This is a genomic window from Kaistia soli DSM 19436 (assembly GCF_900129325.1).
Taxonomy (GTDB): Bacteria; Pseudomonadota; Alphaproteobacteria; order Rhizobiales; family Kaistiaceae; genus Kaistia; species Kaistia soli.
Map to the genome: position 1 here is coordinate 662007 of NZ_FQUP01000002.1, position 15632 is coordinate 677638.

Here is a 15632-nt window from a genome sequence, read left to right on the forward strand (position 1 = left end):
AGGCACGACGAGGTGCTGGACGGCCAGGGCCTCCTCCGTTTAAGCAGAGAGGTTACCTGGCGGGTCACCTCGATGCCGCTTGATCCCTCGCTGCAGGCAAGTAGCGATAGAGTGTTGGCTGAGACACGCCGAGCCGCTCGGCAACCTCTTTCACCGTGATGGAGGGATCAGCCAGCAGAGCCTTTGCTGCCGCCAGATCGCCGTCTGACAGAGCACGGGGCCGCCCGCCGACCTTGCCGGCTTCCTTGGCCGCCTTGAGGCCCGCCATGGTGCGCTCTCGGATAAGCGACCTCTCCCATTCGGCAAGCGCTCCGAAGACGTGAAAGATGAGCCTTCCGCCCGGCGTGCTGGTATCGATGTTTTCCGTTATCGATCGAAACTCGATCCCCCGCTCGCCGAGCGCCTCGACAGTATCGATGAGTTGACGCAGCGAGCGTCCAAGCCGATCGAGCTTCCAGACGACCAGCACGTCGCCCTTGCGTAGGAATTCAAGCGCCTTGCCGAGCTGCGGACGATCTCGCTGTGCGCCGGACGCTGTCTCGACAAACACCCTCTCAACGCCATCCCGCTGCAGAGCCTGCTCCTGCAGACCAAGAGACTGGTCCGTCGTCGAGACACGTGCATATCCCACCTTCATGCCGTCTCCCTCTCAAAACTCGTCGACATGGACATTATGAGAATGGCTATTTCGAGAGACTGTTTCAAGAACTGGCTTTGATTAATGCATGCAGTTTTGACCGGTCACGGCGGGCCCTCTCAATTACCTTCGTTTTCGAGATGGCGAGTAACTGGACAACTCGGGGCAATACGGCAAGGTCGTCAGCATGCATGCTCACCTCTAGGGCGGCCGGCACGCCAAAACAAACGTAACGAGGCCACTATTTTGGACAAGACGGATCATCCAGACGAGATATTCCACTACACGAGCATCGGCGGGCTACTCGGCATAATTCAGTCTAAATGCCTTCATGCTTCTCATATTGAGTTCATGAATGATCGAATGGAAATGCGTTATGCGGATGATCTTATACGTCCGCTTCTGGTTCCGGCATTTAGGGAGTGCTTTTCGCATCTGCAACGTCAGGTAGTTATGACCGGCGGTTTTGACATGGACTGGCTATGTGAACATGAGGCAAGCAATTTACTTGCTGCTATCAGGCGAACGTCGAATAGGTTGGCACCTCTCTTCGTCGTGTCTTTCTGTCGAGCTACATCAGCCGAGATAGCAAGCGACGGCCTGCTGAGTCAGTGGAGAGGATACGGAGTAGATGGAGGAGTTGCGATCGTATTCGATCAACGGGGGATAAGTACGTTGATTGAGTCAGAGAGAGCCAAATTCCAACTGGCTACGATCTCTTTCGGTGATGTCATCTACGGGCCTAACGATCCAGAATTTGAAAGCATAATCCCGAACCTCGAATTATATAAAAGCGCAGCGGCAACAATAATAGAAATGACTATGAACACAACGGCTGCCAAGAATCTTCTAGAGCATTTCCCAAAAGTTCCGCTTGAAGAATTGTTTCAACCATACTCATCGGTTCAGCCTATGCTCAAGCACCCGTCATTCAGAGAAGAGAATGAATACAGATTGACATTATCTGTGGGAAAGAACGGCTTTGTCGAGTCCGATTCTCTCGCTGAGAAAGGCGTGAAATTCAAACAGAGAGGCAACTACCTGATTCCCTACATCGAATTGCATTCGAATGATGGGCCCGCTCTCCCGATACTGAGGGTTATCGTCGGGCCGTCCGTGGAGGGGGAGCGGCGGAGAGACAGTGTTGAAATGCTGCTTCGAGAGCATGGGCATTCAATTCCTGTGTCGCTATCAAAAATCCCACTCACTTAGTGTGAGCAAGAGCGGCAACAGTGGCGGTATGTGGTCACAAGTCCACACTGCTCGACGACGCCACTTCCCCCGCCTTGCCATCACCGGTTGCCTTCTGGCCATATGGCCTGAATCAAGAGCGATCGGGAGCCTCGCCACCGTGTATCATCAGACGCTTTCGTCCTTCATCTGGTCCGTCGCCGACCTGCTTCGGGGCGACTACAAGCAGTCGGAATATGGCAAGGTCATTCTGCCGTTTACGGTTCTCCGTCGCCTCGACTGCGTGCTGGAATCGACCAAGGCGGCCGTGCTCGCCGAGTTCGAGGCGAAGACCAAGGCCGGGCTCAATCCGGAGCCGTTCATGCTCCGGGTCGCCGGGCAGAGCTTCTACAACACGTCGCCGATGGATATGCGCCGCCTCATGGGCGATCAGGACCATATTAGGGAAAACCTGTTCGCCTACATCCAAGCCTTCTCGCCAGCTGTCCGGGACATCTTCGAGCGTTTCGAGTTCTATGCCCAGATCGAGCGGCTGGCGAAGGCCAAGCTCCTCTATCAGGTGACGGAGAAGTTCGCCGGCATCGATCTGCACCCGGAGAAGGTCGACAACAGCCAGATGGGACTGGCCTTCGAGGAGCTGATCCGGAAGTTCGCCGAAATCTCGAACGAGACAGCGGGCGAGCACTTCACCCCCCGTGAGGTCATCCGGCTGATGGTCAACCTGCTGTTTGTCGAGGATGACGACATCCTGACCAAGCCGGGCATCGTTCGAACGATCTATGATCCGACGGCAGGAACCGGCGGCATGCTGTCGGTCGCTGGCGAGCATCTGGAGGCGCTCAATCCGAATGCCCGCCTGACCATGTTCGGGCAGGAGTTGAACGACGAATCCTATGCGATCTGCAAGGCTGACATGCTTATCAAGGGGCAGGACGTCGGCAACATCATTGTGGGCAACACGCTCTCCGATGATGGCCATGCCCATCGCAAGTTCGATTACATGCTTTCCAATCCGCCCTTCGGCGTCGAATGGAAGAAGGTCGAGAAGGAAGTCCGGAAAGAGCACGTGAGCCAAGGCTTCAATGGGCGCTTTGGGCCGGGCCTCCCACGTGTCTCGGACGGCTCGCTCCTTTTCCTGATGCATCTCATATCGAAGATGCGCCCGGCGTCCGAAGGCGGCTGCCGTTTCGGCATCGTCCTCAACGGATCACCCCTGTTCACGGGCGGCGCCGGCAGCGGCGAAAGCGAAATCCGCCGCTATGTGCTGGAGAACGACCTTGTCGAGGCGATCATCGGCCTGCCAACCGACATGTTCTACAATACCGGCATCGCCACCTATGTCTGGATCGTGTCGAACCGGAAGCCGCAGCACCGCAAAAGCCACGTCCAGTTGATCGACGCCTCTTCGATGTGTCGGAAGATGCGCAAGAGCCTTGGGTCCAAGCGCCGGGAACTGGCCGAGGATCATATAGCGACGATCACGAAGCTGTTCGGTCAGTTCGCCGAGGCGAGGCTTGCCACGGTGATGGATGGCGAAGGCAAGGAGATCGGCCAGTCCGTCTTGCTCGATGACGGGACACCGCCCGTAGCCCCGGATGGGGGCAAGGTAAAGCTGGCGCCACTGTCTCGCATCTTCCCGAACGAGTTCTTCGGCTATCGAACGATCACCGTGGAACGTCCGCTCCGGGACGACAAGGGCAGGCTCGTTCTCGGGGGGAGGGGCAAGCATAAAGGCAAGCCGCAGGCGGATTCATCGCTGCGAGATACGGAAAACGTGCCGCTGTCGGAGGCGATCGAGACCTACTTCAACCGGGAAGTTCTGCCGCATGCGCCGGATGCGTGGATCGACCCTGACAAGACCAAGGTCGGCTATGAAATTCCGTTCAATCGGCACTTCTATGTGTTCGAGCCGCCCCGCTCCCTCGACGAAATCGATGCCGATCTGAAGCTCGTCACCGACCGCATAAAGGCCATGATCGAAGGGCTGGCGGCATGAGCTTACCGAAATACGAGAGCTACAAGGACTCGGGCGTCGAATGGCTGGGCGAAGTGCCGTCACATTGGTCCACCGCCGGTCTCCGCTGGCTCGCAGTGAGATATAGCGGAGGCACTCCGGACAAGGGCAACCCTTCCTACTGGTCGGACGGGGACATCCCTTGGCTCAATTCCGGATCAGTGAACCAGCCTCTTATATCAAAGCCATCCGCCTACATAACGGAGGAGGCGTTTTCCAACAGCAGCGCCAAATGGATTCCTGAGGGAGCCCTGTTGATGGCTCTGGCCGGCCAAGGCAAGACCAAAGCAACGGTTGCTCAGCTTGGATTTCGTTCGACATGTAATCAGTCAATGGCAGCAATCGTTCCGGGAAACAAGATAACGGCGAGATTTCTATATTGGTGGCTTACGTCAAATTACGAGAATATCCGCAACCTCTCCGGCGGCGATTTACGTGATGGCCTCAATTTAGAGCTTCTCGGATCAATCCCTTGTCCAATTACGGAGATTCGTGAGCAAACCGCCATCGTCGCCTTCCTCGACCGGGAAACGGCCAAAATAGATGCGCTGGTAGAGGAACAGAAGCGGCTGATCGAACTGCTGAAAGAAAAGCGGCAAGCCGTGATTTCCCATGCCGTTACCAAGGGCCTCGATCCGAATGCGATGATGAAAGAATCGGGCGTCGAATGGCTGGGTGAGGTGCCGGCGCATTGGAATGTTAGAAGCTTCCTGAGCGCCTTCGATGTTGTCTATCGTTATCCTACCTACTTCGACATACAGTATGAAGATGCTGGTATCATTGAAATACGAGGAGAGGCCATCGGATCAAATGGTGAAATAATTACACTTAATGATCAAAGATACATCTCCAAAGAGACTAGCGATCGATTTCCAATGACTCAAATGGAAGAGGGAGATCTCGTTATGTCCGTCCGTGGAACACTTGGAAAAGTCGCAAAGATCACAAAGAGTTATATTGGATCTAATATAACTGCAAATTTATTACGACTATCTCCAAATAGGATTCTTTTTGACAGTGATTTTGTCCGATACACTGTCAATAGCTTGGAATTTACAGAACAGCTTTCGATGTTTAGCTCTCAAACAACTATAAGAACTGTCACAATACCGCAACTGAATCAGATTCGAATTGCTTGTCCTCCGCTAGAGGAACAAGCCGCTATAGCAGAAAAACTAGGCCGAAGAATCGCTAAGCTCGACGCACTCTCGGTAGAAGCCCAGACGCTCGTACAATTCCTCCGTCAACGCCGCTCAGCCCTGATTTCGTCGGCAGTGACGGGCAAAATCGACGTGCGAGGCATGTCTACGATCGAAGTGGAAGCGGTATGACTCTGCATAAGGAAATCAGCTTCGAAGACGAGATTTGCAGTTATCTCGCCGATCGTGGCTGGCTCCATACGCCCGGTGACGCCGTGCTCTATCACCGTGCCCATGCGCTCTTCCCGCCCGACCTAAAGGCGTGGATCGAAGCAACCCAGCCCAAGGCATGGGAGACGCTAACCAAGAACCACGGCGCTGCTGCTGAGGCCGTCTTGCTCGACCGTATCCGCAAGCAGTTGGACGATCGAGGCACGCTCGACGTCCTTAGGCACGGGGTCGAGATGATCGGTCTTCGTCATCCTCTTGCGCTGGCCCAGTTCAAACCGGCCATGGCGATGAATCCCGAGATCGTCGCTCGCTATCAGGCCAACCGGCTGCGGATCATCCGGCAGATTCGCTATTCGGGCGCCAACGAGAATTGCATCGATCTGGTGCTTTTCCTGAACGGCCTTCCCGTGGCGACCGCCGAACTCAAGACGGACTTCACCCAGAGCGTCACGGACGCCATAGATCAGTATCGCTTTGATCGGCACCCGAAGCCCAAGGGACAGGCTCCAGAGCCGCTGTTAAGCTTCCCAAGCGGCGCATTGGTGCATTTCGCCGTCAGCAATACCGAAGTGAACATGGCGACCGAGTTGCTGGGTCCGGCGACCCGGTTTCTGCCTTTCAACAAGGGCGACGACGGCGGCAGGGGCAATCCCCTGAACCCGGATGGGCACCGCACCGCCTATCTTTGGGAAGAGGTCTGGGAGCGGGAAAGCTGGCTCGAAATTCTCGGCCGTTATCTCGTCACGCAGCGCAACGAAAAGAAGCAAATCAAGAGCGTCGTTTTCCCCCGCTATCATCAGCTCGACGCTACAAGGAAGTTGCAGGCTGCCATTCTGGAGGAAGGCGCTGGCGGCAAATTTCTCATTCAGCATTCGGCAGGATCGGGCAAGACGAACTCGATCGCATGGTCGGCCCATTTCCTCGCCGACCTGCACGACGCCGACCATCGGAAGCTGTTTTCGACCGTGATCGTCGTCTCCGATCGGAACGTCATCGATTCCCAGCTTCAGGAAGCGCTGTTCGATTTTCAGCGCACGACCGGCGTCGTCGCCACGATCAAGAGCGAAGGCGAGAGCAAGAGCGGCAAGCTTGCCGAGGCCCTGTCGCAGGGCAAGAAAATCATCGTCTGCACGATCCAGACGTTTCCCTTCGCCTTGGCAGCCGTTCGGGAATTGGCAGCGACGAAGGGCAAGACCTTCGCCGTGATCGCTGATGAGGCGCATTCTTCGCAGACTGGCGAGGCGGCATCGAAACTGAAGCAGGTTCTTTCCCCCGAGGAACTGGCCGACCTCAGCGACGGCGGGGAAATCAGCGCCGAAGACATTCTGGCCGCTCAGATGTCCGCTCGGGCGAGCGACACGGGCATCACCTTCGTTGCCTTTACGGCCACCCCGAAGGCGAAAACATTGCAGCTTTTTGGGCGCCGGCCGAACCCAGCTGAACCGGCGGGGCCGAACAACCTCCCCGCCCCGTTTCACGTCTATTCGATGCGACAGGCGATCGAGGAGGGCTTCATCCTCGACGCCTTGAAGAATTACACGCCCTATCAGCTCGCCTTCCGCCTCGCCCATGGCGGCAAAGAGATCGACGACCGGGAGGTCGAGCGGGACGCCGCCCTCAAGAGCATCATGAAATGGGTCCGGCTGCACCCCTACAACATCAGCCAGAAGGTCGAGATCGTCGTCGAACATTTCCGGGCCAATGTCGCAGGCCTGCTGGATGGCAAAGCCAAGGCCATGGTCGTCTTGGGAAGCCGGGTCGAGGCCGTCCGCTGGCAGCTCGCCATCGACAAGTACATCAAGTCCAAGGGCTACCAGATCGGCACCATGGTCGCCTTTTCGGGCGAGGTCGAAGACAAGGACAGCGGACCCGACCCGTTCAAGGAAACCGGCCGGGAACTCAATCCGGGCTTACGGGGCCGGGATATTCGGGAGGCCTTCAAGGGGGATGAGTATCAGCTTCTTCTCGTCGCCAATAAATTCCAAACCGGTTTCGATCAGCCGTTGCTCTGCGGCATGTATGTCGATCGCCGCCTTGCCGGCATTCAGGCTGTGCAGACTTTCTCCCGCCTGAACCGAGCCCATCCGGGCAAAGACACGACCTACGTCCTCGACTTCGTCAACAGCTCTGACGAGATTCTTGCAGCGTTCCGAACCTACTACGACACGGCCGAACTCGAGTCCGTCTCCGATCCGAACATCATCTTTAACCTCAGGGCCAAGCTCGACGCCTCAGGCCATTATGACGAGTTCGAGGTCGATCGAGCGGCGAAGGTCGAGTTGGACCCGAAGTCGAAGCAGAGCGACTTGATTGCGGCTATCGAGCCGGTCGCCGATCGACTGCTGAAGAGGTTCAAGCAGGCACAGGATCGCCTGAAAGCGGCGATATCCATTGGCGACAGCAGGGGGCAGTCAGCCTCTCAAGACGAGATTAACGCCCTGATCTTGTTCAAGGGCGATATCGGCGCATTCGTGCGGCTCTACACGTTCCTGTCGCAGATTTTCGACTACGGCAACACGGCAATCGAGAAGCGCTTCATCTTCTACAAGCGACTGATTCCGCTGCTGGAATTTGGCCGGGAGCGGGAAGGCGTTGATGTCTCGCAACTGACCCTGACCCATCATGTTCTCCGATCCAAAGGCACCCTGCCCTTGCCGCTGGGAGAAGGTGACACGCCGAAGCTCGCCCCTGTCAACGAAGCAGGTTCCGGCGCCGTTCAGGAGAAGGAAAAGGCGCTCCTGAACGAGATCATCGCCAAGGTCAACGACCTGTTCGGAAGCGACACGACGGATGGCGATCAGCTCGTCTATGTGAACAACGTCCTGAAGGGGAAGCTGCTGGAATCCGAGGAACTCGTGCTGCAGGCCTCGAACAACAGCAAGGCCCAGTTCGCCAATTCGCCGACGCTGGCCAGCGAGATCATGAACGCCATCATCGACGCCCTCGCCGCCAATCAGAGCCTCAGCAAACAGGCTTTGGATTCAGCGAAGGTGCGAGAGGGACTGAAGGATATTCTGCTCGGACCGGGGCGCCTGTATGAAGCGCTGCGAGCGCAAAGTGGCGCTGACTAAATCAAGACGACCTCCGTCTAGCAGAGCTCTGGATCGGCGATCCGCTGCGACTTCAAAGTGTTTCAGCAATTGAAATGATGGGTAAGGGCGTAGGGGAGGGCGGTGCCTCAGCTCCGGATCGAAATCCAGAAAATTGATAAGTAAGGCATATCAATCCTGTCACGCATCTGTCACAGCGGAGGACGTTTCAACATCGGTTTTGGTGGACAGGCGCCATTGGCAAAGTCGTCTTGTGCGTGCTATAAGGTGAACCAACAGATTGATTTGTATTAGGTTTCCGGCGCCGGTCGCCTTCGTCTAAGAGAGGCGACGGCTCAGCACCCGTAGCTCAGCTGGATAGAGCGCTGCCCTCCGAAGGCAGAGGCCAGGGGTTCGAATCCCTTCGGGTGCACCAACACCTCAAGTCGCAATGCATGCCGCGTCGCCTGGGCGGCGAGCCGAAACGGCATTCGGATTCAGCAAGCAAATCATGCAATCGCCTTCGCCGATGCATCCGCCGCGCAAGGCGACCTGATTGTCTGGGCCGGCGGTGCGTGGTCAGTCGAGGGCGCGGACGGGCATTGTGAGATGCAGAACCGCTCGCACCTCAACCGTCGTGTCTTTGATTGGCTCGACGAACAGTTGGCCGAAGACGCTCAGTCCGCGGTGGCTCTCCGATATGTCAGTTGGGGCGGAGGTGGCCAGCCCCGTCTCGAGGACGCTTCGGGGAACCTCTCGGGCTCACCTCAGTTTTGGGACTTGGAGGGTGTCTTACCTACTACATCCGCCAGGCGATCTACTGAGCGCGAAACCCGGCCGCAGCAATATCTAGCCGAACGACCGGTTCGAGTGGGAGCGGCGATCGCCCCTGTCGACGGCGCAACTCGTCCGTATGTGGTTACACGCCGCTCGGCCAGGTACTCTGCTATGCGATGTTGAACCTCGCGACGAGCATGTCGGTAAGCGGGTCAGCTTGTCGGATGAGTTCGGCTCCTCCGGTTCCCTCATCCGTCGTCCGTTCCGCGAAGCTGGTGGTCAGCAGCACAACGAACCGAACGTCGAAGTCGAGGTTGCCGGAATGGCCGTTCCCTACAGCCTCGGCGATAAAGCGTTTCGTCAGGTCGGCACCCGCCGCCAGAAGCGCCCGGAACTCTTCCGTCTCCTTTAGGTCCACCGATGCAGCCCTCAGCGCGCGGCGAAGATCGACTTCGGCGGCCTCGATCAGAAAAAACTCGCGGACGAAGTCGCGTAGCTTCACGGCGTGATCTTCGCCGGGGCGGGTGAGGATTGGCGACAACCTCGCCAGCTGTCTTTCCCACGTCTGCCTCACGATGTGGAAGAGCAGCGCCTCCTTGTTGGGAAAGTACTGGTAGAAGGAGGCGATGTTCACGCCCGCTTTCTCAGCCACCTTGTTGGCGGTGAAGCCGCCGAGTCCTTCGCGGGCCAGAATGTAAGTAGCGGCCTCCGCGAGTGCCTCGACCGTGGCAACGGCGCGCCGCTGCCGCGGTAGCTTTTTCGGGGCGAGATCGATCTTGCGGGGCATGATGGCGCGTCCGATCGAATGTGATTAGCGGATATCATCAAATACTTATATTTTTATCGCCGATACATCGACGAGATGGAAGGCGAACCCGTGGCAAAGACAGAAGAAGCCCCCGTCGTCATCATTGGCGCGGGCGTGGCGGGGCTCACATTGGCGACGTTCCTTCACACGGCCGGCGTCGGGTGCATAGTGTTGGAGCGGCGCGACCGCAGCTATGTGGAAACCCGGCAGCGTGCCGGTGTTGTGGACGCGCGGAATGTGCGGATGTTCGAGCGTTGGGACGTGGCGGACAAGCTCCTCGCCGGGCCGGTCGCGCAGACGATCGACTATCGGACCAACGGCGTCAGCCGCGTGTTCGAGATCGTCGGCGACGACGCCAGCGAAGGCCGATTCTGCACGCAGCAGCTGCTCGTCAACAATCTGTTGCGCGTGCTGATCGACGAGATGGGCGGTGATGTCCGCTTCGAGGTTAGCGACGTCACCGTCCGTAACGAAGACGGCGTTCGGCCTCAGGTCGCCTATACGGACGCCAGCGGCGCGAATGAGGTCGCCTGTGATTATATCGCCGGGTGCGACGCAGACCGTGGTGTTAGCCGCGCGTCGATACCTGACGGCGTGCTGACCACGATCACGCACGAGTTCGGCTATGCTTGGCTTGCCGCGTTGGTTGAGGCGCCAGTGAAGGGGCATCCGATCATGGGCGTGAGCGAGCATGGCTTCGTCGCCCAACTTCCACGCGGGCCACAGCGCAGCCGCTACTACCTGCAATGCGCGTTGACCGATGGGCCAGAGGACTGGTCCGACGAGCGCATCTGGAACGAGATTCGGCTGCGCACGGGCGACGCCTCAATCGAGAACGCAGTCGTGCACGACAGGGAATTCGTACCGCTGCGCTCTGTCGTTCATTCCCCTATGCAGTACGGCCGTCTTTTCCTGGCAGGTGATGCTGCGCATCTCGTGCCGCCCACTGGCGCCAAGGGCATGAATCTCGCCTTGTTCGACATTGACATGCTGGCTCAGGCACTGGTGGGCGCGGTGCGCGACGGTGACGCAGCCGCATTGGCAAACTACTCGCGCACGGTGCTGCCGCGCGTATGGCGCTATCAGGAGTTCAGCGCCTGGATGACCGACACCATGCATGATGCAGGGGATCCGACACTAAACGGACCATTCCGTCAGATGACGGCACGTGCCCGGCTGGACGAGGTCTTCAACTCTTCCACAGCGGGTCGTCTGCACAGCGACTACCAGCGCGGCGTTGCCTGATCGTCGAGCGGCTCACGAGCGAGAGGGACGGTCCACCTCTATCGATCAAGTCGTGGAAGCGGACCGTCGCAAGAGCGCCAGGAGCGGACATCGAGCTCGCCGCGCGCAGCGGCCATTCAAAGGTGGATGGCTACTTTTATAAGCCGAAGGGACGTTGTGGCGAGCCGAGAAGTTGGAGACTCGCACGGTCCGTCACGACGACTGTCATCGGATTTTTCCCGGACTTGCCAATTCTGCTCAGGCGAAGGTCGCCGTTGGAGAATGCCGCGCCTCCTCTGGCGTGAGGCCAGTCCAGTCGCGGAACGACCGGTAGAATGAGTTCTGCTCAGAATAGCCCAACAGAAAGGCGATTTCGGGTGTGCTGAGGTGAGTCTGGGTCAGATAGTGTCGGGACAGCTTGAGGCGCGTTTCAGCCAGCAGCATCTGAAAGCTGGTGCCCTCGTCCGTCAGTCGCCGCTGCAATGTGCGGGTGCTGACACTCAGTCCGCGCGCGGCGTCATCGATGCTGGTGCGGCCCGAGGCGATGGTTTCGGTCAACCAGCCGCTGACGCGCGCGCTGGTGGAGGTTACGGTCGTGGCGTCCGACAGCCGCTGGCGCAGCGAGGGCTCAAAAGCAGCCCACATGGCGGGATGGGCCGTCAGGAAAGGGCGCTCGGAATCCCGACGATGAAAGGCGATGCGAGTGGTTTCGCCCGGGCGCGGACGGCAGCCGAACCATTGAGCATAGGCGCCCGGATCCGGAAATATCGCGGGTCCCTCGACCCAGGTGGGCGCGATCCGGTCCCTGAGCCCAAGCCGCGCGAGTTGAGTGAGGAAGGCAAGTTCGCCTGCGAGCATGATGGCAGGAGGCTGCGCGTCGGCGGGCAGACCGGCGATTTCGGCCACCGTTTCTGTTGGTCCCTTGGTAATCTGCAGCCGCATTGGCCCGACCAGGGGTTTGAAATGCGAAAGCCGCATCAGCGCCGCGTCCAGCGTTTCGCTGCATAGGCAGGCAAATAGGGCGGGACTGAACGTCTCGGCCGTCATCTCGCCCACCAGCCGGATCGGCACCAGCGGATCACCCGAGACGGTTTCGATCGCCGACCAAAGGCGGAAATACTCGGCGCTGGTCACTTGGGCGGTCTTGCGCTGGAACAGGTCCAGCGGTAACCGCGCCTGACGCAGGAGATCGGCGGGCTTGATGCCAAGGTTCCCCAGCATCAGGCCCCAGCCCATATCGACGGTGTAGCGCGTGGCGCCGTCCATCAGCGCACCGTAGCCATGATGACGCGGTCATACATGCGATCGCCGAGCCATTTGCGAATACCCATCAGCATGCGTGCATATCTGCCTACGGCATAGCGAGTCCTGGGACGGCGCGCCTTCAGCGCCTGAGACACGGCGTCGGCCACGACCTGCGGCGAAGAGCCGTTGCCCTTGGCGTAGGTATCCGCCGTGCCGCGTGCGACTTTCGCCGCAAGGTCGGCATAGGCGCCCTTGCCGGAAAACTTCTGCAGGGGCCCATCGAGGACCGCGCCGAAATCGGTCAGGATGATCCCGGGCTCGATCACGATCACGTCGATGCCGAAGGGGCTGAGTTCCAGCCGCAGGCTGTCCGACAGGCCCTCGACGGCGTGTTTGGTAGCGTGATACCAGGCCCCCAGCGGCGTGTAGATCTTTCCGCCCATCGAGGCGATATTGACGATCTTGCCGGCCTTCTGCCGCCGCATGTAGGGAGTGAAGAGCTGGATCAGGCGGCCCATCCCGAAAAGATTGACCTCGAACTGATAGCGAACCTCGGACAGGGGCACGTCTTCGACCGCGCCGTAGAGGCCGAAGCCTGCATTGTTCACCAGCACATCGACGCCACCGAATTGCGCCTCGATCTGGGCGTAGGCGGCGGTGATGCTTGCCTCGTCCGAGACGTCGAGCGCAACGGGATGCGCGCCGAGCGCCTTCAGATCCTGCATGTTCTCGACCCGTCGCGCCGCGACGATGACGTCGTAGCCATCCTGCAGCAGCTGCTTGGCGATGATCTTTCCCATCCCGGAAGACGCTCCGGTGACGAGTGCGCTCTGTTTGCGTTCCATGTCCATTCTCCATGTTTGCCGGCCGATTGCCGGTGCGATGGAGATACGGGGCTTGTGCGCCGCATCTAAACCCGATCGCGCCAAACTACAATCAGATCGCGCCAAGCTCCAAGTCGGCGTCGGCGGGGCTGTCGATAGTCGTCAGTGGCCCGACCGGCATCTCGGAGCGGCTGTCGGATGCGAAGAACGCGGAGATGAAGCGCCGATTGCGAACGCGACTGCCAGATAGCGCCAGCGGCGCAACTACGGTTCATGCCTGGGGCACCGCGATCAAGGGCCAAAAGCCAGCTCTTGGATTTGATGATCGTAAGCCTCCCACGAGTCCGCGTCACTATCGGAGAGTATCCGAGGTCCGCTTCGGGTCAGTGCCAGAATTGGCGCGCTATCCGACACGGAGGTTCGGCTTTTCGCCCTCATTTCGGTCGTTCCAACGCCCCGTTGGGCATCCTAAAAGCCGCCGTCTGTCTGCAGCGGTTGGTTCGGACGCTCTACAAAGTGGCTTTTGCCCCCGCCAGGATCATGTCGAGACCATCAAGGAACACCTCTCGCTCGTCATGATTCCTCACTTGGTCCGCCAGCAAGTGAACGAACGGGTATTGCGCGGGATCACGCTGCGTCCACTGTTCGACGATCGTGCCGAGGACGGCCGATCGGTCAGACGCGCTGAACTTGTGGCGTGCAGCCGCTGCGGTCTGGGCGGCGGTCCCGATGAGATATTGAGCAAGTGCCGACACGCAGGGGAAGATCGCGTCGCGAGAAACGCCCAGAGCGGCGAACTGCGCGCTGCTGCGCTCGAAGATCTCGACCATCGCCGGCTGCCAAGGTTCTCGTGCGAGTTGGGTCCCCACCCACGGATGCGCTTCGATTGTGTCGAAGACGCTCAGCGCGATGGCACGTAAGGCGGCAGCTGGATCGGCCGCGCTGGCCACCTCAGCAATCGATCGAGACAGGACCGTCTCGGTGGCCGCTGCCAGCAGCGCGTCCTTATCCGCGACATGCCAATAGATAGCCCCGCTTCCCGTCGAGAGACGGCTCGCAAGCGCACGAAACGTCAGGGCGCTCTCGCCATTGGAATTGAGGATGTCGATGGCAGACGCGATGATTCGCTCTTTGGACAGCGCGCCAACGCGTATCTCGGAAGGCTTGGACTTGGGGCTCATATCCTGTTCTTGACATACCTGGAACGATGTTCCAAGAGGGGGGAGATGGAACGTCGTTCCACGATTGAGGTAAGTATCATGGATGAAGCTGTCATTATCGTTGGTGCGGGGCTGGGAGGGCTGACGCTCGCCCGCGTCCTCCATGTACGGGGTATCCCGTCGATCATCTACGAGGCAGAGCCCTCGGTCGACAGTCGAACCCAGGGCGGCCAGCTCGACATCCATGACTATAATGGCCAGCTTGCGCTCGAAGCCGCCGGTCTCATGGACGCGTTCCGGTTGATCATCCACGAGGGTGCGGAAGCTACGCGCGTGCTGGACCGGGACGGCTCCGTCCTCCTCGACGTGCCCGACGACGGCCAAAATAAGCGTCCCGAGGTCCTCCGCGGGGATTTGCGGAGGCTCCTCCTCAACGCCTTGCCGGAAGGCACGGTCAGATGGGGCAAGAAAGTCACGAACGTCTCGAACCTCGGAGGGGGGCGACACGGAATCGCCTTCGCCGATGGATCCGCCGCAGAGGCCGATCTGCTTGTCGGGGCCGACGGCGCGTGGTCAAGGGTGCGCCCGCTCCTGTCCGCTGCTGCGCCCGAATATGCCGGTGCGACATTCATCGAGACATACCTGTACGACGTCGACAATCGGCATCCACGCGCGGCAGCCATGGTCGGCCCGGGAGCGATGTATGTGCCAGCGCCGGGGAAAGCGATCTTCACCCACCGCGAAGCCGGGGGCGTGCTGCATAGCTATGTGGAGCTGAAGCGGCCTGCCGCTTGGTTTGCGGCGATCGACTTCAACGACCCGGCTGCGAAAGACCGTATCGTGGCCGAGTTTAGCGATTGGGCGCCAGCGTTCAGACCTTTCATAACCGACAGCGACACGGCGCTGGTGCCGCGGATGATCTACACGCTTCCCAACGGACACCGATGGCAGCGTGCGCCCGGCGTGACGCTCCTGGGAGACGCCGCGCACCTTATGCCGCCATCGGGAGAAGGCGCGAACCTGGCGATGCTGGAGGGCGCCGAACTGGCTGACGCCATCAGTCGCCATCCCGGGAACATCGAGGCGGCGCTTGCCGCTTATGAGGAGCCGATGTTCTCCCGCGCAGCTTTGGAAGCTGAAGAGGCGCATCTGATGTTGGACCTCTGCCTCGGGGACACGGCTCCGTCTGCATTCATCGAGATGATGACGAGCGTGACGAGCAAGGGCGAAGGCAGGCCCGCATGAGTGAGCGTTTGACGGAGGACGGCATGCGCAGGCAGGCAACGTGGATCCGGGCCATGACGGACTTCGCAGCGACGGCGAGGAGCAGCCCTTTGCGGATGTCACTGTCCG

The 15632-nt window shown here is 59.4% G+C and carries 11 protein-coding genes and 1 tRNA gene; 7 read left to right on the plus strand and 5 right to left on the minus strand.

Going from position 1 to position 15632, the window contains the following annotated elements; translation table 11 throughout:
• Positions 1 to 64: 64 nt before the first annotated feature.
• The gene (locus tag BUB39_RS12600) at positions 65 to 637 is read right to left on the minus strand and encodes a recombinase family protein (protein WP_073053693.1); all 573 of its coding nucleotides are present in this window, start codon (positions 635 to 637) and stop codon (positions 65 to 67) included.
• A gap of 246 nt (positions 638 to 883) precedes the next feature.
• Between BUB39_RS12600 and BUB39_RS12605 the strand changes: the two genes are divergently transcribed.
• From BUB39_RS12605 to BUB39_RS12625, 5 genes are all read left to right on the plus strand, one after another.
• Positions 884 to 1849, plus strand: a complete 966-nt coding sequence (locus tag BUB39_RS12605) for a DUF2971 domain-containing protein (protein ID WP_073053695.1) — start codon at positions 884 to 886, stop codon at positions 1847 to 1849.
• A 139-nt stretch (positions 1850 to 1988) separates the two neighbouring features.
• Complete coding sequence (locus BUB39_RS12610) at positions 1989 to 3824, plus strand: type I restriction-modification system subunit M (RefSeq protein ID WP_073053697.1); 1836 nt, start codon at positions 1989 to 1991, stop codon at positions 3822 to 3824.
• Complete coding sequence (locus tag BUB39_RS12615; RefSeq protein ID WP_073053699.1) at positions 3821 to 5173, plus strand: restriction endonuclease subunit S; 1353 nt, start codon at positions 3821 to 3823, stop codon at positions 5171 to 5173. The genes BUB39_RS12610 and BUB39_RS12615 overlap by 4 nt, the downstream gene beginning before the upstream one ends.
• Entirely contained in the window at positions 5170 to 8283 is a 3114-nt protein-coding gene (locus tag BUB39_RS12620) for a type I restriction endonuclease subunit R (protein WP_073053701.1), read from the plus strand. Before BUB39_RS12615 ends, BUB39_RS12620 begins: the two co-directional genes overlap by 4 nt.
• Before the next feature lie 317 nt (positions 8284 to 8600).
• Positions 8601 to 8677: transfer RNA gene (locus BUB39_RS12625), tRNA-Arg, on the plus strand.
• Between the two features lie 510 nt (positions 8678 to 9187).
• Here the strand turns inward: BUB39_RS12625 and BUB39_RS12630 are convergent.
• Positions 9188 to 9805, minus strand: coding sequence for a TetR/AcrR family transcriptional regulator (locus BUB39_RS12630; protein WP_073053703.1), 618 nt, complete (start codon positions 9803 to 9805; stop codon positions 9188 to 9190).
• A gap of 90 nt (positions 9806 to 9895) precedes the next feature.
• On the opposite strand from BUB39_RS12630, the gene BUB39_RS12635 reads away from it, so the two are divergent.
• Positions 9896 to 11071, plus strand: coding sequence for a 4-hydroxybenzoate 3-monooxygenase (locus tag BUB39_RS12635; RefSeq protein WP_210187064.1), 1176 nt, complete (start codon positions 9896 to 9898; stop codon positions 11069 to 11071).
• 237 nt (positions 11072 to 11308) lie between these two features.
• Here the strand turns inward: BUB39_RS12635 and BUB39_RS12640 are convergent, their stop codons facing one another.
• From BUB39_RS12640 to BUB39_RS12650, 3 genes are all read right to left on the minus strand, one after another.
• Entirely contained in the window at positions 11309 to 12316 is a 1008-nt protein-coding gene (locus BUB39_RS12640) for an AraC family transcriptional regulator (RefSeq protein WP_073053708.1), read from the minus strand.
• Entirely contained in the window at positions 12316 to 13140 is an 825-nt protein-coding gene (locus BUB39_RS12645) for an oxidoreductase (protein WP_342169021.1), read from the minus strand. The genes BUB39_RS12640 and BUB39_RS12645 overlap by 1 nt, the downstream gene beginning before the upstream one ends.
• A gap of 488 nt (positions 13141 to 13628) precedes the next feature.
• Positions 13629 to 14300, minus strand: coding sequence for a TetR/AcrR family transcriptional regulator C-terminal domain-containing protein (locus BUB39_RS12650; protein WP_073053713.1), 672 nt, complete (start codon positions 14298 to 14300; stop codon positions 13629 to 13631).
• A 78-nt stretch (positions 14301 to 14378) separates the two neighbouring features.
• Between BUB39_RS12650 and BUB39_RS12655 the strand changes: the two genes are divergently transcribed.
• A complete protein-coding gene (locus BUB39_RS12655) occupies positions 14379 to 15524 on the plus strand; it encodes an FAD-dependent oxidoreductase (protein ID WP_073054244.1) in 1146 nt (381 codons plus the stop codon).
• Positions 15525 to 15632 lie beyond the last annotated feature (108 nt).